General features: G+C 69.1%; 18 protein-coding genes. 6 read left to right on the top strand and 12 right to left on the bottom strand.

Going from position 1 to position 20,504, the window contains the following annotated elements; genetic code table 11:
- The first annotated feature begins 21 nt into the window (after window positions 1-21).
- Window positions 22-1,056, top strand: coding sequence for a glycosyltransferase family 4 protein (locus ACX1D3_RS01370; RefSeq protein WP_458995190.1), 1,035 nt, complete (start codon window positions 22-24; stop codon window positions 1,054-1,056).
- Between the two features lies 1 nt (window position 1,057).
- On the opposite strand, the gene ACX1D3_RS01365 is transcribed toward ACX1D3_RS01370, so the two are convergent.
- On the bottom strand, window positions 1,058-2,221 hold the full coding sequence (locus ACX1D3_RS01365; protein ID WP_458995189.1) for a glycosyltransferase: 1,164 nt from the start codon (window positions 2,219-2,221) through the stop codon (window positions 1,058-1,060).
- Window positions 2,222-2,358: 137 nt separating this feature from the next.
- Here ACX1D3_RS01365 and ACX1D3_RS01360 point away from each other — a divergent pair, with 137 nt between their 5' ends.
- Window positions 2,359-3,225 carry a glycosyltransferase gene (locus tag ACX1D3_RS01360; RefSeq protein WP_458995188.1) on the top strand — a complete coding sequence of 289 codons (867 nt, stop codon included), beginning with the start codon at window positions 2,359-2,361 and terminating at the stop codon, window positions 3,223-3,225.
- Window positions 3,226-3,245: 20 nt separating this feature from the next.
- Here the strand turns inward: ACX1D3_RS01360 and ACX1D3_RS01355 are convergent, their stop codons facing one another.
- The 4 genes from ACX1D3_RS01355 to ACX1D3_RS01340 form a co-directional block, all read right to left on the bottom strand.
- On the bottom strand, window positions 3,246-3,971 hold the full coding sequence (locus tag ACX1D3_RS01355) for a glycosyltransferase family 2 protein (protein WP_458995187.1): 726 nt from the start codon (window positions 3,969-3,971) through the stop codon (window positions 3,246-3,248).
- A gap of 263 nt (window positions 3,972-4,234) precedes the next feature.
- Complete coding sequence (locus ACX1D3_RS01350; protein WP_458995186.1) at window positions 4,235-5,128, bottom strand: glycosyltransferase family 2 protein; 894 nt, start codon at window positions 5,126-5,128, stop codon at window positions 4,235-4,237.
- Window positions 5,129-5,454: 326 nt separating this feature from the next.
- Window positions 5,455-5,880 carry a nucleoside deaminase gene (locus ACX1D3_RS01345; RefSeq protein WP_458995185.1) on the bottom strand — a complete coding sequence of 142 codons (426 nt, stop codon included), beginning with the start codon at window positions 5,878-5,880 and terminating at the stop codon, window positions 5,455-5,457.
- A gap of 437 nt (window positions 5,881-6,317) precedes the next feature.
- A complete protein-coding gene (locus tag ACX1D3_RS01340) occupies window positions 6,318-7,931 on the bottom strand; it encodes an alcohol dehydrogenase catalytic domain-containing protein (RefSeq protein ID WP_458995184.1) in 1,614 nt (537 codons plus the stop codon).
- Window positions 7,932-8,077: 146 nt separating this feature from the next.
- Between ACX1D3_RS01340 and ACX1D3_RS01335 the strand changes: the two genes are divergently transcribed.
- Window positions 8,078-9,013, top strand: a complete 936-nt coding sequence (locus ACX1D3_RS01335; RefSeq protein WP_458995183.1) for a sugar-binding transcriptional regulator — start codon at window positions 8,078-8,080, stop codon at window positions 9,011-9,013.
- A 175-nt stretch (window positions 9,014-9,188) separates the two neighbouring features.
- The gene (locus tag ACX1D3_RS01330; protein WP_458995182.1) at window positions 9,189-9,611 is read left to right on the top strand and encodes a hypothetical protein; all 423 of its coding nucleotides are present in this window, start codon (window positions 9,189-9,191) and stop codon (window positions 9,609-9,611) included.
- On the opposite strand, the gene ACX1D3_RS01325 is transcribed toward ACX1D3_RS01330, so the two are convergent.
- The 4 genes from ACX1D3_RS01325 to ACX1D3_RS01310 form a co-directional block, all read right to left on the bottom strand.
- Entirely contained in the window at window positions 9,575-10,354 is a 780-nt protein-coding gene (locus ACX1D3_RS01325; RefSeq protein WP_458995181.1) for a helix-turn-helix transcriptional regulator, read from the bottom strand. The genes ACX1D3_RS01330 and ACX1D3_RS01325 overlap by 37 nt on opposite strands.
- Before the next feature lie 103 nt (window positions 10,355-10,457).
- The gene (locus ACX1D3_RS01320; protein ID WP_458995180.1) at window positions 10,458-11,156 is read right to left on the bottom strand and encodes a ThuA domain-containing protein; all 699 of its coding nucleotides are present in this window, start codon (window positions 11,154-11,156) and stop codon (window positions 10,458-10,460) included.
- Window positions 11,132-12,208 carry an NADH:flavin oxidoreductase gene (locus ACX1D3_RS01315; RefSeq protein WP_458995179.1) on the bottom strand — a complete coding sequence of 359 codons (1,077 nt, stop codon included), beginning with the start codon at window positions 12,206-12,208 and terminating at the stop codon, window positions 11,132-11,134. Before ACX1D3_RS01315 ends, ACX1D3_RS01320 begins: the two co-directional genes overlap by 25 nt.
- Before the next feature lie 43 nt (window positions 12,209-12,251).
- Window positions 12,252-13,517 (bottom strand): ATP-binding protein, encoded by a 1,266-nt coding sequence (locus ACX1D3_RS01310; RefSeq protein WP_458995178.1) that lies wholly within the window; start codon window positions 13,515-13,517, stop codon window positions 12,252-12,254.
- Between the two features lie 338 nt (window positions 13,518-13,855).
- On the opposite strand from ACX1D3_RS01310, the gene ACX1D3_RS01305 reads away from it, so the two are divergent.
- Window positions 13,856-14,041 (top strand): DUF5302 domain-containing protein, encoded by a 186-nt coding sequence (locus ACX1D3_RS01305; RefSeq protein WP_458995177.1) that lies wholly within the window; start codon window positions 13,856-13,858, stop codon window positions 14,039-14,041.
- Between the two features lie 170 nt (window positions 14,042-14,211).
- Here the strand turns inward: ACX1D3_RS01305 and scpA are convergent, their stop codons facing one another.
- The 3 genes from scpA to folP all read right to left on the bottom strand — a co-directional run bounded on the left by scpA (window position 14,212) and on the right by folP (window position 19,266).
- Window positions 14,212-16,392 (bottom strand): methylmalonyl-CoA mutase, encoded by a 2,181-nt coding sequence (scpA, locus tag ACX1D3_RS01300; protein ID WP_458995176.1) that lies wholly within the window; start codon window positions 16,390-16,392, stop codon window positions 14,212-14,214.
- A 2-nt stretch (window positions 16,393-16,394) separates the two neighbouring features.
- Complete coding sequence (mutA, locus tag ACX1D3_RS01295) at window positions 16,395-18,266, bottom strand: methylmalonyl-CoA mutase small subunit (RefSeq protein ID WP_458995175.1); 1,872 nt, start codon at window positions 18,264-18,266, stop codon at window positions 16,395-16,397.
- A gap of 112 nt (window positions 18,267-18,378) precedes the next feature.
- Complete coding sequence (gene folP, locus ACX1D3_RS01290) at window positions 18,379-19,266, bottom strand: dihydropteroate synthase (RefSeq protein ID WP_458995174.1); 888 nt, start codon at window positions 19,264-19,266, stop codon at window positions 18,379-18,381.
- Between the two features lie 64 nt (window positions 19,267-19,330).
- Here folP and ACX1D3_RS01285 point away from each other — a divergent pair, with 64 nt between their 5' ends.
- Entirely contained in the window at window positions 19,331-20,479 is a 1,149-nt protein-coding gene (locus ACX1D3_RS01285) for a Gfo/Idh/MocA family protein (protein WP_458995173.1), read from the top strand.
- Window positions 20,480-20,504 lie beyond the last annotated feature (25 nt).

The following is a 20,504-nucleotide window of genomic DNA, read 5'->3' as shown; positions in this document are numbered from 1 at the left end:
CAGGGACGGAAGGCGGGAGACATGAGCGCCAAGCTATCGAGGCTGTTGGTGCTTGGGGATCCGCAGCCCGGAGCGGCAGAACTTGCGCCGCCGTTTGGAGTGTTGGAGTTGCAGCGCCACGGGTTTGAGGTCGTCAACCCGCGCCGCCGAGCGGCGGGGCTGCTGAGGAAGGTACGTGATCTCATCGAGCACCGCACCAACATCCTCGTCGAGGATACCGTTCGCGGTCTTGCGGTGCGGGCGGAATGGGTGCTGGCGCTCCTCGACAACAACGCCAACCTGGTGCTGCGGCTCAAGAAGTGGGGCGTGCCCCCGTATCGGACGCGCCGACTCGCTGTCCTCGTCTGCTGGGCAACCGAACGCCTGCTGAGGATGACGGCGAGTGAGAGGCGGCAGCATGTCGACCTGCTCAACGCGGCGGACGTCCTCTTCGTGTTGAGCCGAAACCAGATCCCCATCCTGGAGCGTTTCGGCGTCGAGCCTGGGAAGACGCACTTCATCCCGCTTGGCGTGGAGACCGCGTACTTCTCTGCGGGAGCGACTCCCTGCGAAGAGCGTCGCGGGGTGGTGGCCATTGGTCAGGACGAGGGCCGCGACTATCGGACCATGTTCGCCGCCCTCGTCGGCACCACTGTGCAGGTTGACCTCTTCTGCGCCGAGTGGAACCTCGAAGGGCTAGATCTGCCGGCTCAGGTGACCTGGCGCGGGACGGTGCCGCGCGGCGAGTACCGGGATATCCTGCAACGTTCCAGGGCAGTCATCGTCCCTACCAAGGAGTTTGCGTACCCGACTGGGCAATCCGTCGCGCTCGAGGCCAGTGCCGCCGGCGCGCTGGTCCTGACCACGGCAACCGCCCCCCTGAAGGAGTACTTCGAGGACGGGATCACGGCGCTGCTCTCGGATCCGCTTGATCCGGACGGGCTCCGACGAAACCTGCTCATGCTGGAGGACGAGCCTAGGTGCCGTGAGATCGCGATGCGGGGACAGGAGCGGTGCCTCGAACGGTTCACCCCACAGGCCATGTGGGGTGAGGCGGCCCGTCACCTGGGCCGCTGAGCTACTCGAGGACAGCGTCGAGAGCGGCGGCGATGGTGTCAGGATGGAAGTCCCGGAGCACCTCCTGGCGCAGAGCCGCCGACTCGACCTCGGCCTCCGCGGGACTCGTCAGCGCTCGAATCATCTGGACGGCAAACGACTGAGCATCGTCGGTGACATTGGCCCGCCCGTTCAGCGCATCTATGCCCTCGGCCCCGACGGTGGTAGTCACGAGAGGTACCGCATGAAGGAGCGCCTCTACTACTTTGAACTTCACGCCGGCGCCCAGCCACAGGGGCACCACCGTGAGCGCAGCTTCGGAGTAAACGGCATCGAGATCGTCGACGAAACCGCGGACGGTGAATCCCTGCTGCTCCAGGCTGCGTGCGCGCTCGCCGGTCAGGTTGCTGCCGACGAGGTCGATCGTCAGGTCAGCAACGGACTCCCTGACGATGGGGAGCACATAGGTGGCGAACCAGCTAAGCCCGTGAATGTTCTCCTGCCGCCAACTCGACACGAGGACGATCTTTCCCGGCTTGGGTCGTCGTCGCGGCTCGGCGGGCACCACAACCGGTGGGGGGACGACTCGCACCTTGTGTCGCGAGGATACAGGCAGGAGTTCTGCGTCTTTTCTGCTGAGGACGAGGATGCGGTCCGCTTGCCGGGCGATGTGGCGTTCGACGAGCCGGGACACTCGGGCAGCCACCCATTGTCGCCACCTTTGCCGAGCCTCGGGCCAATGGCGGGCGTAACGCTCATGGGACTGGGACATCACATCGTGGAGGACGGCCACGGTCACTGCCTCGGGATTGATTCGCTTGATGGTGCGCGCCTGGGCGGCGACGTCCTCCCACTGCAGAACCACAACGTCTGCGGACCGGAGCAGTTGTCGTGACCGTTCGTCCCTCATGAGGGCTGCGGTGAGGTTAGGGTCGGGCAGCGACGGGAACCACCTCCTGATGCGTCCGACCATGCGGGGCAGCCACGCGCGACCGCTTGGCGAGGGCCACTCGATGATGGTGCAGGGGGTGAGCGCCGCGTCCAGATCTTCGCGCGCGGACCGGCCCGGCAGCATGATGCACTCGACGTGCCAGCTATTCGACCACGCCTGAACCTGGGCTGTGACGAAGTTCTGGCCGGCGTTGTCAGCCTGCGGGATCGGGGCCAAGTGGGTGATCATCACCATCCGAGCCATCTGGCTCCTCGCCTGTGTGCCCACTGATTCCCCCTTCGGTGATCCTCGGATGTCCTCTGACTGCGCTTGACCCCTGGGGCACCAGCCTACGGTGCTAGCTTGGTCGCTGAATGTGGAGGGGAGTTCGCATGGTCACCGATCCACTCGTCAGCGTCGTGATGCCCTGCTACAACACGGGCCATGTCCTTGACGAGACCATGGCATCCATCGCGGCGCAGGAGTACCGCAACATCGAAGTGATCATCGTCGATGATGGCTCGACGGACCCCGTGACACTGGAACGGTTGCGGTACTGGGAGGAACGCGGAGCTGCCACCGTGATCCATCAGGACAACCATGGCCCAGGGCATGCTCTCAACCGCGCTCTGGAGGCCGCACAGGGCGTCTACTTCCTCAACTTGGGCGATGATCTCATCGAGCCCCCCTATGTCCGCGAAGCAGTGGCCGAGATGGAGCGCGATCCGAGTCTCGGCATTGTCTACTGTCACGCCGACTTCTTCGGCTCGGAATCAGGGCCGTGGCGGTTGCAGGAGTTCTCGATGCAGACCCAGCTGCTGAACAACCTGATCTTCGCAACGGCGCTCATGCGGCGCGCCGACTGGGCCGCGGTCGGCGGCTACGACGAAGTGATGAAAGGGCGAGAGGACCACGACTTCAACCTGCGCGTCCTCAGCCTTGGCCGTCGGGTGCACAGGCTGGATGGCGTGTACTTCCACTATCGGAGGGGCAGGCCGAGCGTTAACGCCAACCTGCACCACCCGGACAACCGCGCACTCTTCATCGACGCGTACGCTCGAATGTTCCGCACGAACACCGAGCTGTACCGCGAGCATGCGGAGGCGTTCATGCGAGAGATCTTCTCCTTCGTCGATGAGCGCAACGAACTGCGGCTGCGGTACCGGCACCTGGAGCGCTTCCGATCCTCGCGCGCCGGCAGGAGACTGCTTGGCGCAGCCAGGTGGGTGAAGTCCACGCTGAGGCGCGGGCCGTCGTAGCTGGTACCAGACGTCACGCGCTACGTCGCGTGGCCTCGTCGAAGTAGCTGGTGCCGGGTCCGCTTGACCCAATCCAGCGCCTTGACCGGTGAGTGCCACCAGCGGCGTATTCGAGCGATCGTCGCCATCGTCTCGTCATACTCGCGCTGGCGCAGTTGCTGGAACTCTGCTGACCCGCTCGTGGTGCCCATCGTGGTCCTGAACGGCGTCCGGATGAGAACTGCGTTCGGCTTCCGTTGGGACCAGTAGAGGTAATCGTCACCGCCCCAGATCAATAGCGAGTCAGGGATGGGCCGGTAGTCCACCCGACGCATGGCCATGAAGGTGCCCCACACCAGGTTCAGCCGCCCAGTGGCGAGGCGGTGCGAGATGGACCCATCCCATCGGTCCCCGTGGAAGCAGGACCGGTCGGGCACCACCATCGCGAACAGGCCCCGGCGGAGCACCCTGGCTGCCTCGTCGAACACGTCATCATCGAAGAGCACGTCGTCGTTGATGATCGCGATGAACTCCCCAGACGCCTCCCGAACTCCCAGGTTCCACGCCGGGTTCACGAAGATGTTGGTCGCCTGCTGCAGCACGCGGACCTTGGGGGAGTCCCACGTCAGAGGGGTCGGCGAGTTGTTGATGACGAGAACTTCTCGCACCAGTGTATGAGCCGCGCATTGAGCGACCAGCGGCCACAGCTCGGGTGCACGCTGCAGTGTCGGGATGATCACTGTGAATACAGCTGAATCGCGCGGCATCTCTGCAGGCTAGCAGCGCCGGAACTGGGGCGCGACGGGGCACAGTAGAAGTGGGCGCGGTGCCGTCGACGGCTTCATGAGGAGCGAGCAAGGAACGAGCGAGCGCTACGAATCCCATCCGAGATGCAGCGCTGACTAGGACAGCTGGCCGCGTCGTCCGGCCTCCGATACACAGCCACTCGCCCCTCGGAGGCTCTCCTCCGCTCAGCAAGAACGAATGACGACTTGCCCAGCGGGACCCGGTTGAGGAGATGTAGGTGGCCCTACCTGCGGACCCGGGCTGGGATGAGGCCGCGGGTGAGTTCGCGGACGCGTTGCACGACGTTCCAGGCCCGGGAGAGTCGCAGCCTCTCCAGCGCTGCGTATCTCGAAAGCAGACGATCACGCTCGCGCGCGAGCCGATCCGCCTCCAGTCGGAGATCCATGACGTACTCCAAGATGAGCTCAGCGTTGTCTCGGTAGAAACCGATGTTATTGCGAATCACTGCTGCGTGGGCGTCAACTTCGCGTCTCCGGTCGCTCACCACTCGATCGTTGAGCGAATCGTCACCCCGGCGGTAGTGGAAGTACTTCCCCGGCAGCTTGTGCACGGTCCTGCCCAGGCTCACAATCTTGGTGACGAAATCGTAATCCTCGAGGCCCACCATCTGTTCGTCCATGCCCCCAACTGCATCGAAGTCCGCGCGCCTGTATAGGGAGGGGGCAAAGATGCAGTTCTCGAAGAGTTGGGTCTTGATGCTGAACTCCGGCAACGTCCAGTCGCCGTTGGTGGCGCCGAAGAATGATGCGTTGCAGTAGACGATCCCTACAGACGGGTCGGACTCTAGGACGCCGACCGCCTCCGCGATGTAGGGAGGGTCGATGATGTCGTCTCCGAGAGGGATGAAGTACTTCCCCGAGCTTGCTCGGATCCCAGTGTTCAGGGCTGCGCCTACTCCTCGATTCTCCTGCTCAACGACGGCCGCCCCCTGTGCTTGCGCCCGTTCGAGCGCAAGGAGCGTCTCTTCGTCAGTAGAGCCGTCGTTGACGATGACGAGCTGGATCCGTGGGTAACGTTGGGCGCTGACGGAGGCGATGGTTTCATCGAGCCGTGCCCCCATTCGGTAGCACGGCACAACCACGCTGACTAGTGGCACAGTTCCTTCGACAGTCTCCACTCGGCGACCTTCCGCGATCTCGGCCAGCAACCCAGACTCTAGCCAGTTGCTCGCGATCCTGTAGACAGGCCGATTCTGTCATGGCTGGGTCGGCCGGACATCGTAGAGGCGAAGGAGCGGTCTGGCTGGGACGCCCTCAAGCACTGGAGGTCGCGCAGCCTGCCAGGAGCGGACGGAGCGGGCGCGGTCATGGTGCGTGATCTTGCGTGTGGTGCGGGGTGTCAACACCAACGGCCGGGCCGAGGTGTCCGCCGGGCGGCTCCGTCGGACTTCATGACAGGTGGGTCGGCAGGCCTTCAGTAGGGCACGCGACAATCGTGGGCGTCCTACGCCTCGAACGGCGACAGCCGGCGGGCGGCGGGCCTCTGCTCGACCGCGATGCGCGACACCCCGTCGCTCACCTCCGCGTGGAACGCCGCGTCGTCGAAGCCGGCCGCCGCCGCGTCGTGGCGGTCGGCCGCGAACACCACCCGCGACACCCGCGCCCACAGCGCGGCCCCCAGGCACATCGGGCAGGGCTCGCAGGAGGTGTAGAGGACGCACCCGGTGAGGTCGTGTGTGCCCATCCCCGACGCCGCCGCGCGGATGGCCTGGACTTCGGCGTGGGCCGTCGGATCGGGGATGGAGGTCACGCGGTTGGTGCCCTCGAAGGATCTCCCGTCCGGGGCGACGACGACGGCGCCGAAGGGGCCGCCGCCGTCGGCGACGTTGGCCGTCGCGAGATCTATGGCGCGGTGTAGATGATCGGTCATGGCGCCCTCCTGATGTCACTGTAGGACTGGTGGGGGGACGATGTCGCCGGCGGTGGGGTGCGGGTCCTCGGGCGGTGAGGGTGGGTTTCGACGCGGGCTGCGCCGCTTCGCGGCTTGGCCCGGCTCAACCAGCGGGGGCGAGGGGCGTCCCCTTCTCGCTGGTTGAGGTGCGAGGAGCGCCAGCGACCAGCCTCGACGCCTACGAAGAGTGTGCTTGTCAGCCTACGTTTCTTAGGGTTCGAGGCCGCTTCGCGGCACCTCGGCCAGCGGGGGTGCGGTACCTCAGCCAGCGGGGGTGTCGCTCGTCAGCCAGTGGGGGTGCGGCACCTCGGCCAGCGGGGGTGCGGTACCTCAGCCAGCGGGGAAGTGGAGGCTCCGCCCGCGGTAGGGCGTCGTGCGGCTTGGCCCGGCTTCAGCAGCGGGCCAAGCCGGGACGCTCAGCCGGCGGAGTTCAGCAGCTCCTCCTCCGCTTCCTTCGTCCACACGCCGTCGTTCAGCTTCGCCGCGACGTTCGGCAGCTTCTCCGCCATGTCCACCAGGCGGGTCAGCGGGAGGTCGTGCAGCGACGGGTAGACCATGATCTTGCCGCCGGAGGTGCGGTTCATCACCGACTCGATGGCGTCGCGGAACCCGGCCATACCGGTCACCGCATCCAGCGAGATGTGGGTGTCGATGATCCCCTCCTCGATCTTCCGCAGCACCGTGCGCATGTCCGACACGTCCGAACCGCTCGTGCCGAGCATGAAGATGCGCCGCTCGATGATCCCCTGAAGGTCGAACGAGCCGATGGTGCCCGCGGGAATGCCGGCGAACGCGTTGATGATCGCGCCCTCGGCGGCGAGGTCCACGGCCTGTGCCACCAGCGCGGGCACGGGCACCATGCAGGAGAGGTGCGTGTAGCCGGGCTCCAGCTTCGTGGTGCCGGTGTTGATGATGCTGAGCTCGATGCCGTTCTTCTCCGCGACCGGACGCGTGAGCGACTCCAGGTGCGCCAGCCTGTCGTCGCTCAGGTCGGTGCCGGCCACCGAGATGCCTGCGATCCCCGAGGTCAGCGCCCGGATGGTGTGCATCTGCCCCATGGGCCCGGCGGCGCCGATGATGGCCACCTTGTCGCCCTCGCGGATCTCGCCGTTGGCGGGGATCCAGGCGTAGCCGTCGGCCGGGTCCGATCCCGTGGTGCCGCAGAAGCGGATGAAGTCGTAGTGCACGCGGCCGATGTCGAGCTTGACCGGGCCCTCGATGCGGCCGCCGTCGAGCACCACGCACAGCACGCCGCGCATGCCCAGCAGCCCGCCCAGCCTCTCCAGCACTGCCGCGTCGGACCCGCGGTAGATGATGTCGTCGAACGCGTTCCCCGCGAGCGTCTCGACGTCGCCGGGCTCGAGCCGCACGATCTCGGCCGGCGGGTTCACGTCGGTCAGGGCGTCCAGCCCGGGCACCTCGCCGTCGGCCACCACCAGCATCCGGCCGCCGGCCTTGGGGTGGTTCCGCTCGGCCCACGCGTATGAGCCCTCGACGGTGGCCCAGGGTTCGATGAGGCCCACGGCCGCGGCGGAGGGGCCGTCGGTGACGTGGATGAGGAACTTCTCGCCGTCGGGTGCCACGACGCAGCGCTCGTCGACCACGACGTACTCCTGGAGGGCGCCGTCGAAGTTGTAGCCGAACGCGCCGTTGGAGGCGGGGGTCTTGAGATGCTTCCAGTCGGCCTGGACGAGCACGCGGTCGCCGACGGCGAAGTGGGTCACCTGGTCACCCACCGCGACGATGCGGGCCACCGGCTCGTGCCCGGGCACCACCGGCGCGGAGCCGGGGTGGTAGCTGGGGATCTCCTTCAGCGCCTCGAGATCGATGCCCGAGACCACCTCGGCCTTGCGCGGGTGCGAGTCGAACGCGTGCAGCAGCTTGGTGTCGCTGAAGCAGATGCCGCACGACTCCACCTTGAGCATCAGCTGGGTGGGGCCGACGGGGTCGACGGGCTTGGCCGGGTTGTGGATCAACTCGTCCACCCCGGTGATCTGGATGGCGTGCTGCGTGGCCGGGAACTCCGTCACTGCTACTCCTTCATTGAGCATGACTGTGCTGTGGTGTTGCCGTCGAATCTATGCCAGGTGCGAGCCCGTGAGAAGCTATCGACAGGCAATTGGGCATCCGCCCACGGCGCGGGAGCCGGGGTGGTCGACGAAGGAGGCGGGGCGCGATGTTGACCCCGGAAGCAGGCGATCTCGACCTCGCCGTCCGCGCGGCCTGGCTCTACTACGAGGACGGCCTGACGCAGGCGCAGGTGGCCGCCCGGCTGTTCGTGTCGCGGCAGACCGTGGGACGTCTGCTGGAGACGGCGCGCCAGCACGGCATCGTTCGGATCGAGATGGACGCCAGTTACCTTGCTGCCCTCGGCCTGGCCACGCAGCTGCGGGAACGCACCCCGCTGTCCGACGCAGTCGTCGTGCCCTCCCTCAGCGCCCCGCTCAGCCGCGAGCGCACCAACGAGCGGGTGGCCTCCGCCCTGGCCGCCTACGCGCGGCGCTACCTGCGGCCCGGGGTCGTGGTGGGAGTCGGATGGAGCTACACGGTGGCACGGGCACTGACCATGCTGTCGGCGGAGTCGCTGGAGGGGGTCACGCTCGCCTCGGCGGCCGGCACCATCGACAACGTGGCCACCATGGTGTCGGAGAACCCGGCCGCGGTCCGCATCCTCCGCACCGTGCCGTCGCCGATGTTCGTCTCCAGCCGGGAGCTGGCCGAGTCGCTGCGCACCGAGGACGCCGTGGCCGCGGTCTTCGACCTGGCCCGGAGCGCCACCCTCACCATCACCGGGGTGGGGGCGGTGCGGCCGGGTGGGTCGGCGGTCCGCACCGGCATGGTGACCGACGCCGACGTGGCCGCCTACGCGGCCGCGGGCGCCGTGGGCGACATGCTCGGGCACTGGTTTGGCGCCAGGGGCCAGGTGATCGAGGGGTCGGCGTCGGACCGGTCCGTCTCACTCAGCCTCGACGAGCTGCGCGCGTTGCCCAACGTCGTGGGCGTGGCCGCCGGCGCGGACAAGGTGGAGGCCATCAGGGGTGCCATCGCGGGCCGCTACCTCGACGTGCTCGTCACCGACGAGCCGACGGCGCAGGCGTTGCTGGCCAGGTAGGTCGCCCAGACGGGTGAGCAAGGGGAGTGAGGCACCGAACCTCAGCCCGGCCCCGGCCCCGGCCCCGGCCCCGGTCTCCGCGGCTACGCACGTGTGCGTATTCCGCCGACGCCCCGGCTGGGGGAGTGTGAAGGCACGCCCGGACAGCGGGCCAGACACGAGAGGGGAGCTCACAATGAGTGCACAGCAGATGTGGCTGAAGATGGCGGCGGCAGGCACCGTCATCCTGATGGCAAGTGCGACGGCGGCCTCGGCACACCACTGCTACAAGGATCAATGGGCCGAGGCGGCCTACCAGCACCACCTGGCGGGTGGGACCGCGTGGATGTCGCTGAGCGACATGGGGGGCATGTTCATCCCAGAGGAGCTCCAGGCCGACTGCGGGTGGGTCGCAGATGCTGCGGTGGCGGACTTCATGGAGGCTGAGGGCCTGGAGCAGGAACCCCTCATCCACTCCAAGACCGTCACCGGCGGCGGCGCCCACAAGAAGGGCAATGACCCCAAGCCGTTCAGCTACCTCACCGAGGATCAGTTCCGTGCGCTGACCATCTCCCTGGAGGACTATCTCGGGGACTGCGCGGCTGAACTGGAGGTCTGAGCCGGATCGCGGGGGCGGGGGAGCCACCCCCGCCCCTGTGCGCGCAGCACGGCGGTGAGCCGGTCCGACGCCCCGAGCTTCCGGTAGAGATGCTCCAAGTGCTTGTGCACCGTCCTCGAGGACACCGCCAGCCGGTTGGCGATCGCCTGGGCGGTCAGCCCGTCGGCAAGGAGCTGCAGCACCACGCGCTCGCGCGGGGTGAGGCTGACCCCGTCCGGTGCCTTGTCGGCTTCGGCGAGGGAAGAGATGTGACGGTCCAGCGCCCGCAGGAGGGGCTGGAACACCGACATCGCCTCGACGGCGTGCACTGAGATCCGCTCGTCGGCGACCAGCACCCACCCGGTGTAGGGGGCGTCCGCCGTCATCGCCTCCAGAGGCACGCTCAGCTGGTGGACGCTCAACCCCAGCCGCTCGATGACGCCCAGCGTCGAGGGAAGCAGGCCGAGGCCGGAGCGCAGGGCGTCCGTCATGAGGGCAGGAGCAGCAGAGCCCGCGGCCGCGTGGAAGCGGGTGAGCGGGTGAAGGGCGAGATCCCTTGGTGTCGGTAGGAGGTGTGGCGGCGGAGCTGGGGGGTCGCCGTCGACGAAGAAGCTCACCGACTGCCGGGTGAAGCTGACCCTGGACACGATGTCGGTGCCCGTGGCAACACGGAGGGCCTCGGCCAGCCGGGTCCGGGCGTCGTCCGCCGCCGGCGCCTCGAGCACCTCCGCGGCGGCCCTGACCAGCACCTCGGTCGAGTCCATGGTTCAGCCTGCCACGGGGGCGTCTGGAAGTCGAGGCCCTTGTCAGGTCTGTGGCAGTCCCGTGTGCCCTCCCGCTGGGGGATGTGGGCGGGGGCGCGAGGCCTCAGCCTGCGAGCGGTCCGGAGCCGGTGGCCGCCCAGAGGGCCAGGTCGCGGAGAAGCTCCCGGTGCCCCGCGGAGTCGTAGGAGCGTTCGTCGTGCCCCAGGAGGTCGACTGCGACCCGCGCCGCCCCATGGCGCCGCTCCCACGCGGTGGGCTCGGGGCCGTGGGGGCCGTCGTGGGTGGCCACCACCCGGCGCGGTCCCACCAGTTGCAGGCTGAGGTAGCGCTCATCCTCCACCTCGAAGCTGCGTCCCGGCGTGTCGTCGGGTGGGGTCCAGTGGATGGTCGCGGTGCCGTGCGGGGGATGCCAGGACTGGCCTGGCACCCAGATTCCGCCGGTGGCGGCCGCCCATACGGGGTAGTCCCGCAGGCTCGCGACGGCGCAGTGGAGTGCGAGCACGCCGAGTCCACGGTTCAGCGCGGAGGCGAGCGAGGCCGGGCCTGGGTGGCCTGCTGGGAGGCGCTCGTCGGTGTCGGCCCACGGGTCGCCGGCGTTGACGACGAGCAGGTCCACGCCCTCGAGGCGCGTCATGGCGCCGTCGACGTCGTCGTGGATATCGACGGCGAACCCCGCCTCGGTGAGGAGGCCGGCGACCCGTGGCGTGGTCCTCCCGAAAGGGTGCCACGGGTCCGCGTAGCGGCCGGCGCCGCTGGCGATCAGCGCGCGCACGGCGCTCAGCTGGCCACCAGCTGTGGCCACCCCGTCGAGAAGTACTCGACGAAGGGCTCGCCCACGCAGTTGTCGCGGAGCTGCTGCTTCGAGACCGGGAACGAGGGGCCGGGGTAGGTCGCGTCGGCCAGGATCCGCTCGGCGATCCGCTGGTCCGCGATGGCGGCGCGCCCGACGACGACAAAATCGACGCCGGTGGACAGTGCCGCTGTCGCGGTGGGGCCGCTGGTGACCTTGCCCGCGATCCCGAGCCGGGTGCTGCCGCGGGGGAGGCCGACGAAGTGGCTGACCAGGGGAGCGTCGCCTTCGGCTGCGCCCTCGGGCAGCTTGGTGACGTCCCACAGCGACAGGTCGAGGTGGTCCAGGCCGCCCTCGGCCATCAGCTCCGCGCTGAGCTGCGCGATCTCGGAGGTGCTCAGGCCGAAGCGCTCGGTGGAGAGCCGGAGCCCGAGGTGGAAGTCCGACGAGGTTGCCGCGCGCACTGCGGCGATGGTCTCGCGGATGATGCGCGACCGTCCGTGCAGGTCGCCGCCGTAGCCGTCGTCGCGGGTGTTGTGGGCGTCGAGGAACTGGCAGAGCAGGTAGCCGTGGGCGCCGTGCAGCTGCACCCCGTCGAAGCCGGCTCGCTCGGCGCGGGCGGCCGCGGCGGCGAAGTCTTCGATCGCGGAGCCGATCTCGTCCGTCGTGAGGGCGCGTGCGCCGGTGGCGGCATCGTCGTAGGGCGCGACGGCGGGCACACCGGACGCCGCCGGATCTGCCTTCGCGCCTCCGTGGTGGATCTGCACCATGGACGCGGCCCCGGCTGCGCGGATGCCCGCGGCCAGCCGCTCGAGCCCTGGGAGGTGCGCGTCGTCGCTGATCCCGAGCTGCCCGTTCCAGGCCTTCCCGGCCTGGGCCACGTACGCCGCTGCGGTCATCACCATCCCGAAGCCGTGGCGGGCGCGGGCGAGCAGCCACTCGATCTCCGTGTCAGAGAGCGTGCCGTCGGGATTGGACTGCTTGTTGGTGAGCGGCGCCAGCGCGAGGCGGTTGCGCCAGGCGGGGCCGTGGGCGAAGTCGAGGGAATCGGAGAGCTGCGTCACGAGACTGAGAGTAATCGGCCCCCGAAGGCCGCCACGGGGCGGGTCATGCACCGATCAGGGACAACGGGATCACGGCGAGGCCGTCGCGCCGTCGGTATGCCTCCGGTCCGGTGTTGAGGATGATCCTGTCGATCACGGTTGGCCCCATGCGATCGGCGAGCCAGCGAAGATGGCGCGTATCGGAGTCGCTGACTGTGGACGAGAGCTTCACCTCGATCGGCAGGACGTGCCCGTCGTCGCGCACCACGACGATGTCGATCTCGTGGTCGCCGTTCCTGGTGCGCAAGTGGCCTACCCTGGCCCCGGCGGCACTCGCGGCTACCCGTACGCACAATGCAGCGAGCGACTCGAAGAGTTGCCCGAGCATGGTTCCAGAGTGGGCGCCGACGATCTTCCCCTGCCCGTCCACCAGGGAGTCGACGGTGAGGCCGAGTAGCCGCGCCGCAAGTCCTGGATCAGCCAGGTGGTGCTTCGGTGCCTGCTGAAGCCGGTTCAGGGCGCTGCCCATCGGTTGCCATGCGGGCAGCGGATCGAGGAGCCAGAGTTGGGTCAGGACCTCGCGGTATGCCACGGACGTTGATCGTGCGGGCTTGTCCGATTCTGAGGGCGTGGCGGCGTCGAGGATCTGGGCGTAGTTCGCAGTGGTGGCGCTGGCTGCGGAGTAGGCGCAGAGCCAGCGCAGCAGCGCATCCGGTCTGCGCACGGCCAACCCCGCCTCGGGCACGTCGCGGTCGACGACGTTGTGCAGGTAGGAGTCGAGCTGGAACTTCCGCGGACCCTCAGGAAGCTCCCTCATGGCGGGGAACCCTGTCTTGACGATCTCACGCGCGTAATCCACCAACCGCAGGTCAGAGGAGCCCGCTACGCGCGCCCCGCCGTTCAGCAGCCCGGCGAGGCTCACTGCTGTCGGATGGCCGCGTTCGCTCAAGGTCATCGGCCGCATCCGCAGCCTGCCGATCCGTCCCGCGCCGGAGTGTGCGGTGGCTCCGGGGGCCGGGGAAGCGCTCCCCGCCATGAGGAATCGCCCCCCGCTTGGGTCGCGGTCCACGCTGCGACGGATCGTGTCCCACACCGCGGGTGCCTTCTGCCATTCGTCAACGAAGAGAGGGGTCTCTCTGAGGAGGATCGAGTCGGGATCGGCCAGGACCGCCTCCCGCTGGGCCATGACGTCGAGGTTGACGACGCTGCGCGCCCGTTGCTCGGCAGTGGTGGATTTCCCGACCGCCTTGGCGCCGTCGATGGCGATCGCGGGGATGTGGGGAAAGAGGTCGTCGAGTTGGTCGTCCAGGATTCTGCGCCGGTACTCCATCTTCAAACCATACATCGAGCAGCACTTGAATCATGCATCTAGCAGGGTCTGAATCATGCATTCAGCATGACTTGGACCCGGCAACGAGCAGGAGCCACCTTTGACGGCAGGTCCGGCGGGCTCTCCTCCCACCGCGGGGACGGGCACGAAACGCCGTCGCATGTGGGGCTCGCCGCCGTATGTGTGCATGGGAGGCGGTTCCGACGGCGTGTCGTGCTCAGGGGGAGGGGCGGGTCGGAAGGGTGGGTGTCGAGGGGAAGGCGCCCGGGGGGACCGGCGAAGGGGGAGGGGTGCGGGTTGGGCCCCGGGCCTACCGCCATCCGCGTAGGCTGGTCCGCATGTCAGAGTCAGAGCAACCCACAGAGAAGTTGGACCCCAAGGAGGCCATGCGCCAGGCCCTCGAGCGGAAGAAGGCGGCCGAGCACCTGTCGGCGTCGCATGGTGTCGACGCGGAGCGCGGCCAGGTGCACGCCCACGGCAAGGTGGGCGGGAAGCGCGAGTTCCGGAGGAAGTCGGGCGGCTGAGCCCCCGCCTCTCTTGCGGTTGGCGTTCCTCCAGGCCGCCTCTCGGACTCGCAGGAGCATCCGGGACCCGGCTGGGGGAACGATCACCGCATGAGGACAGCGAGAAGAGTGCTGATCGACGAGAAGTGGCCCGCCCCCTGAGGGGACGGGCCACTTCTCGTGTGCCGGGTTCAGTCGGCCAGGCGCTCGTTCAGCTTGGTCAGCAGATCGATCGCCGCCGCCGGGATGATGGTGCCGGGCGGGTAGATCGCGTCGGCGCCGTGCTCGCGGAGCTCGTCGAAGTCCTGGGCCGGAATCACGCCACCCACGACGATCATCAGGTCCTCACGGCCCAGCTTGTCCAGCTCCTGACGCAGCGCGGGCACCAGCGTGAGGTGGCCGGCCGCGAGGGAGGAGACGCCCACCACGTGGACGTCGGACTCGACGGCCTGGCGGGCCACCTCCTCCGGCGTCTGGAACAGCGGGCCTACGTCGACGTCCATGCCGAGATCGGCATAGGCGGTGGAGATGACCTTCTGGCCACGGTCGTGACCGTCCTGGCCCATCTTCGCCACGAGGATGCGCGGGCGGCGCCCCTCCTTCTTCTCGAACTCCTCGACGAGCTTGCGGGCCGTCGCGATGTCCTCGTTGGTGCCGGCTTCGGTGTTGTACACACCTGAGATGGTACGGATCTGGGCGGTGTAGCGGCCGTAAACCTTCTCCAGCGCGTCGGAGATCTCGCCGAGCGAGGCCTTCGCGCGGGCCGCGTCGATGGCCACCTTCAGCAGGTTGCGGTCCGGGTCCGTCGCGTCGGGGTTGGCCGCCACCCAGGTGAGCCGCTCCAGCATCTCCTGCGTCACGGTCTCGTCGCGCTCGGAGCGCAGCTGCGCCAGCTTCGCGATCTGGGCCTCGCGCACCGCGCGGTTGTCCACCTTCAGCACCTCGAGGGCGTCCTCGGTGTCCAGCTTGTACTTGTTGACGCCGATCACCGGCTGGCGGCCGGAGTCGATGCGGGCCTGGGTGCGGGCCGCGGCCTCCTCGATGCGCATCTTCGGGATGCCCTGCTCGATGGCCCTGGCCATGCCGCCGGCCTGCTCCACCTCCTGGATCCGCTCCCACGCCTTGCGGGCGAGCTGCTCGGTGAGCTTCTCGACGTAGGCGGAACCTGCCCACGGATCGACCGTGCGGGTGGTGCCCGACTCCTGCTGCAGGAACAGCTGGGTGTTGCGGGCGATGCGGGCGGAGAAGTCCGTCGGCAGCGCGATGGCCTCGTCGAGCGCGTTGGTGTGCAGCGACTGGGTGTGGCCCTGCGTGGCGCCCATGGCCTCCACGCAGGTGCGCACCACGTTGTTGTACACGTCCTGCGCGGTCAGCGACCAGCCGGAGGTCTGCGAGTGCGTGCGCAGCGACATCGACTTGGGGTTCTTCGGCCCGAACTGGCGCACCAGCTTGGCCCACAGGATGCGCGCGGCGCGCATCTTGGCGACCTCCATGTAGAAGTTCATGCCGATGGCCCAGAAGAAGGACAGGCGGGGCGCGAACTGGTCCACGTTGAGGCCTACGGACTCGCCGGCGCGGATGTACTCCACGCCGTCGGCCAGGGTGTAGGCCATCTCGATGTCGGCCGTCGCTCCGGCCTCCTGCATGTGGTAGCCGGAGATGGAGATCGAGTTGAACCGGGGCATGTTCGCCGAGGTGTAGGCGAAGATGTCCGCGATGATCTTCATCGACGGCGACGGCGGGTAGATGTAGGTGTTGCGGACCATGAACTCCTTCAGAATGTCGTTCTGAATGGTTCCGGCGAGCTGCTCGGGCTTGACGCCCTGCTCCTCGGCCGCGACGACGTACAGCGCCAGCACCGGCAGCACCGCGCCGTTCATCGTCATGGACACCGACATCTGGTCCAGCGGGATCTTGTCGAACAGCTGGCGCATGTCGAGGATCGAGTCGACGGCGACACCGGCCATGCCCACGTCGCCGGCCACGCGGGGGTGGTCCGAGTCGTAGCCGCGGTGGGTGGCGAGGTCGAACGCGATCGAGAGGCCCTTCTGGCCGGCGGCCAGGTTGCGGCGGTAGAACGCGTTGGACTCCTCGGCGGTGGAGAAGCCCGCGTACTGGCGGATCGTCCACGGCTGGTTGACGTACATCGTGGCGTAGGGGCCGCGGAGGAACGGCGGGATGCCGGGCGCGGTCTCGAGGAAGTCGAGGCCGGCCAGGTCCGAATCGCCGTAGAGCGGCGGCACCAGGATGCGCTCCGGGGTCTGCCAGCCGGCGGAGTGCCCGGTGGAGTCGATGATGGCCTCGAACTTGGCCGCGGCGTCAGCCGAGACCGCCTCGGTCAGTTCGATGTCGGTGAAGCGGGGGACAGTCATGCTCAGGCTCCCATCTTGTTCAGGGTGTCGGTCAGCAGTTCGACCACGTTCATGCCGTCGAACACGTTGCCGTCGACGGCGCCCTCGGCGCCCTCGCCCAGCTCCTTGATCTGGCCGGCGACCAGCACGGTCTCGGCACCCGCGGCGCGCAGGGCCTCGGCCACCGCGACGCCCTGGGCGGCGTAGACCTTGGCGCTGGAGCACAGCACCGCGACCTTCGCGCCCGACTCGGTGAGCTGCCGTGCGAAGTCCTCAGGGGTCTCGCCCTCGGCGACGAGCGTGTCGAGCCCGCCAACGTGCAGCAGGTTCGAGGTGAAGCCCTCGCGTCCACCGAAGTCGCGGCGGGCGCCGAGGCAGGCGAGCAGCACCGTCGGCGCGTTGCCGGCCGCGCGGGCCGCCGCGGAGCGGTCGCGGAGGTCCTCGAACACCTGCGAGTCGCGCACCACCGTGAGCCCGCCGAGTTCCGGGGCCGCGGGGCGGGCCTTGCGCTCGAGCGCGGCCTCCTCGTGGTTGGGGAACATCGACACGCCGGTGAGCTGGATCTTGCGGGTGGCCAGCTGCGCGTCACGGGCCGCGTTGAGCTCGTCGAGCTGGGCCTTGACGGTGCCATCGGCCAGCGCTGCGGCGAAGCCTTCGCCGTCGAGGCCCTGGAACACGGCCCACGCCTTGTCGGAGAGCTGCTTGGTGAGCGACTCGACGAACCACGAGCCGCCTGCGGGGTCGTTGACCCGGCCCACGTTGGACTCTTCGGCCAGGACCACCTGGGTGTTGCGGGCGGTGCGGCGCGAGAAGTCCGTGGGGAGGCCGGCCGCGGCATCGAACGGAAGGACCGTCTGCACCTCGGCGCCGCCCGCGGAGGCCGCGAAGCAGGAGATGGTGCCGCGCAGCATGTTGACGTAGGCGTCGTCGCGGGAGATCTGGCGCTCGGAGGTGACCGCGTGCTGGATGGCGCCGCGCTTGGCCTCGGTGACGCCGAGGACCTCTCCGACGCGCGACCACAGGCCGCGCAGCGCGCGGAGCCTGGCGATCGTGGCGAACTGGTCCGTGGTGGCCGAGACGCGGAACATCATGGCGCCGAAGGCCTCGTCCACGGAGAGGCCCGCGTCGGTCAGAGCGCGGACGTACTCCACGCCCACCGCGACCGCGTAGGCCAGCTCGTGCACGTCGCCCGCGCCGGCGTTGTGGTAGATCGTCGCGTCGACGACCACGGGGCGCACGCCCGGGTACGGCTTGGCGAGTTCGACGGCCTGGGCCAGGACGCCGAGATCGGCCGGGGTGCCGGCCAGGGCGGCCGCGCCGATGGGATCGACTCCCAGGTTGCCGGTGAGGCTGGCCGCGTCCTTGCCGGAGGCCGCGAGCACGTCGACGAGGGCCTTGGCCGCGTCGAGCTGCTGCGTCTTCGAGGTGAGGTAGACGGGGGCGAGGTCCAGGAGGACGTCCGCGAGCACCGTCGGTACGTCGGCCACCGCCACGGCGTCGGGATCGACGCGCAGGTAGACGGCGGTGCCGCCGCGCTCCAGGTCAGTCAGGATGGCGCGCCGGGTCTCGGCGGCGTCGGGGTCCTCGTGCAGCTGGGCGATGTGCCAGGCGTCCATCTCGCCGTCGCGCACCGTGGTGCCGCGCACGAACGGGGCGACGCCGGGGTAGCCGAGCTCGGACACGCCGTCGCTCTTCACGTACAGCGGCTTGATGGTTAGGCCGTCGACGGTGGAGCTCGAGAGGCGCTTGTACGCCTGCTCGACACTGAGCTCCTTGCCCTCGGGGCGCTTTCGGTTCAGGACCTTCAGGACCTCTTTCTCCCAGTCCGCCTGGGAGGGAGTGTCGAAGTCTGCGGCCAGGCTGATGTCGGCCGCACTGGTGGCTTGATCGCTCATCGCTCTCCGTCTTGTCTCTAGGGGGTTTGCACCCACGTCACCACACTAAACCAGCGGGATACCCCTGCGAGGGCGGGGCGGTGATAGGTCAGACCGACAGGCAGTGATACCCTCAGCGGCCGCGCTCGGCCCTGGCCGGCGGGCGGTCTCCTCGGATGGAGGCCACCATGTCCAGCGTGCGGCGCGTGGCGCGCACGTCATGGGCGCGGAAAACGGTTGCCCCCAGCCAGGCGGCGACCGCTGTCGCGGCCAGGCTGCCCTCGAGACGTGCGTCGGCGGGCAGGTCGAGTGTCTCGCCGACGAAGTCCTTCCGGCTGATGGCCTGCAGGACCGGGAAACCCAGCGCGACGACGCGGTCGGTGGCCGCCACGAGGGCGAGCGAGTTGGGCGTGGTCTTGCCGAAGTCCAGGGTGGGGTCGACGAGGACCCCGTCGGCCCGGACGCCGGCGTCGAGCGCCCGCCGCGCGCCGTCGCGCAGCACCCGGAGCACGTCCTCCACGACCGCCTCCCCGGGTCCGTAGTCGATGCCGACGGGGTCCGTCCGTGGGGGCAGGCCGCCGGTGTGGGAGACCACGTAGCCGGCGCCGAGGCGGGCCGCGACATGCACCAGGTCCGGGTCCGCTCCCTGCCAGGTGTCGTTGACCAGATCGACGGCGCCCTCGCAGGCGACCGCCACCTCGGCGCGCCACGTGTCGAGGCTGATGGGGAGGCTGGGAAACCGCTCGCGCAGCGCCAGGACGAACGGGCGGACGCGCGCGATCTCGGCGGCCTCGTCGATCCACTCGCCCTCCTGCCCGGCGCGGACTCCTCCGACGTCGATGAGGTCCACACCCTCATCGACCATCTGCACGGCGCGGGCGAGGGCGGCGTCGTCGTCGAGGTAGCGCGCCGAGGCGTAGAAGGAGTCGGGGGTGCGGTTGATGATGCCCATGACAGCGGGCCTGGAGGCGTCGAACCGGAGTCCGCGCAGGACCAGCGGTGCGGGCGGTGGAGGGGTCACTCCGGAAGTCTAGGTCGGGTTCGCGGCGCTCCCGCGGGGGGCGCAGTGGTGACAGGATGGGCGCGTGAGCTCTCCCGCGCGAATCATCCAGGTCGGCGTCAACGGATACGGCCGGCACCACCTCGAGGCCATCGCGGAGCAGGCGGCCGCCGGCCGCGCCGCCCTCGTGGCGGCGGTGGACCCCGCGCCCGGCGGATTCGCCGGTGCGCCCGTCTACGACACCCTCCAGCAAGCGCTCGCCGGGCATGAGGCCGACGTGGTGAGCATCGCCACCCCCATCGGTACGCACGCCGCCCTTGCCACCCTCGCCCTCGAGCACGGCGCCGACGTGCTGCTGGAGAAGCCGCCGACGGCGTCGCTCGCGGAGTTCGAGCAGCTGCAGGCGGTGGTCGAGCGCACCGGCCGAGCCGTCCAGGTGGGCTTCCAGGCGCTCGGCTCGGACGGCATCGACGTGCTGCAGGTGGCCCTCGCCGAGGGGCTGGTGGGGGACCACGCGAGGGTGGTGGCGTGGGGCGCGTGGAGCCGCAGCCTCGCGTACTTCGCGCGGAGCGCCTGGGCCGGCCACCGTGTCTTCAACGGCCGCCGGGTGGCCGACGGCGTGGTCACCAATCCGCTGGCCCACGCCGTCGCCTCAGCGCTGGCCGTCTCTGGCGCGCAGCGCGCCGACCAGGTGCGATGGGTGGACACCGAGCTGTACCGGGCCCACGACATCGCCACCGACGACACCGCCTGGGTGGAGGTGGGCACCACCGTCGGCGTCCCGGTCCAGGCGGCCCTCACGCTGTGTGCCCCGACGGTGACTGTCGACCCGTCCCCGAGCGTGGCCGTGGTCGGCGACCGGGGTTCCGTGACCTTCCGCTACACCGACGACGAGGTCGACTGGCGCCTCGCGGACGAGCCGGCACGCATCGAGCGGGTCACCAGGCAGGGCCTCCTCGCCAACCTGCTCGACCACCGCGACACCGGCGCCGCCCTCCTGGCACCTCTCGTCGAGACCGGCGCCTTCATGTCCGTGCTCGAGGCCAGCCAGACATCGCCTGAGCCGCAACCGGTCGACCAGGCGTTCGTGACCTGGTCGGGCGAGGGCGATGACCGCGCCCCGATCATCGCGCACATCGAGGCGGATCTGCTCGAAGTGGTCCGCCGAGGGGTGCCGTGGTCGGCCGTCGGGGCCCCCTGGGCCACTGCAGCTCCTACCCGCTGGATGCCCTGACAAGCACGGAAAAGAATGTTCACAC

The organism is Tessaracoccus yangjingae (assembly GCF_054483935.1).
This window is presented reverse-complemented; position numbering and strand designations above follow the sequence as displayed.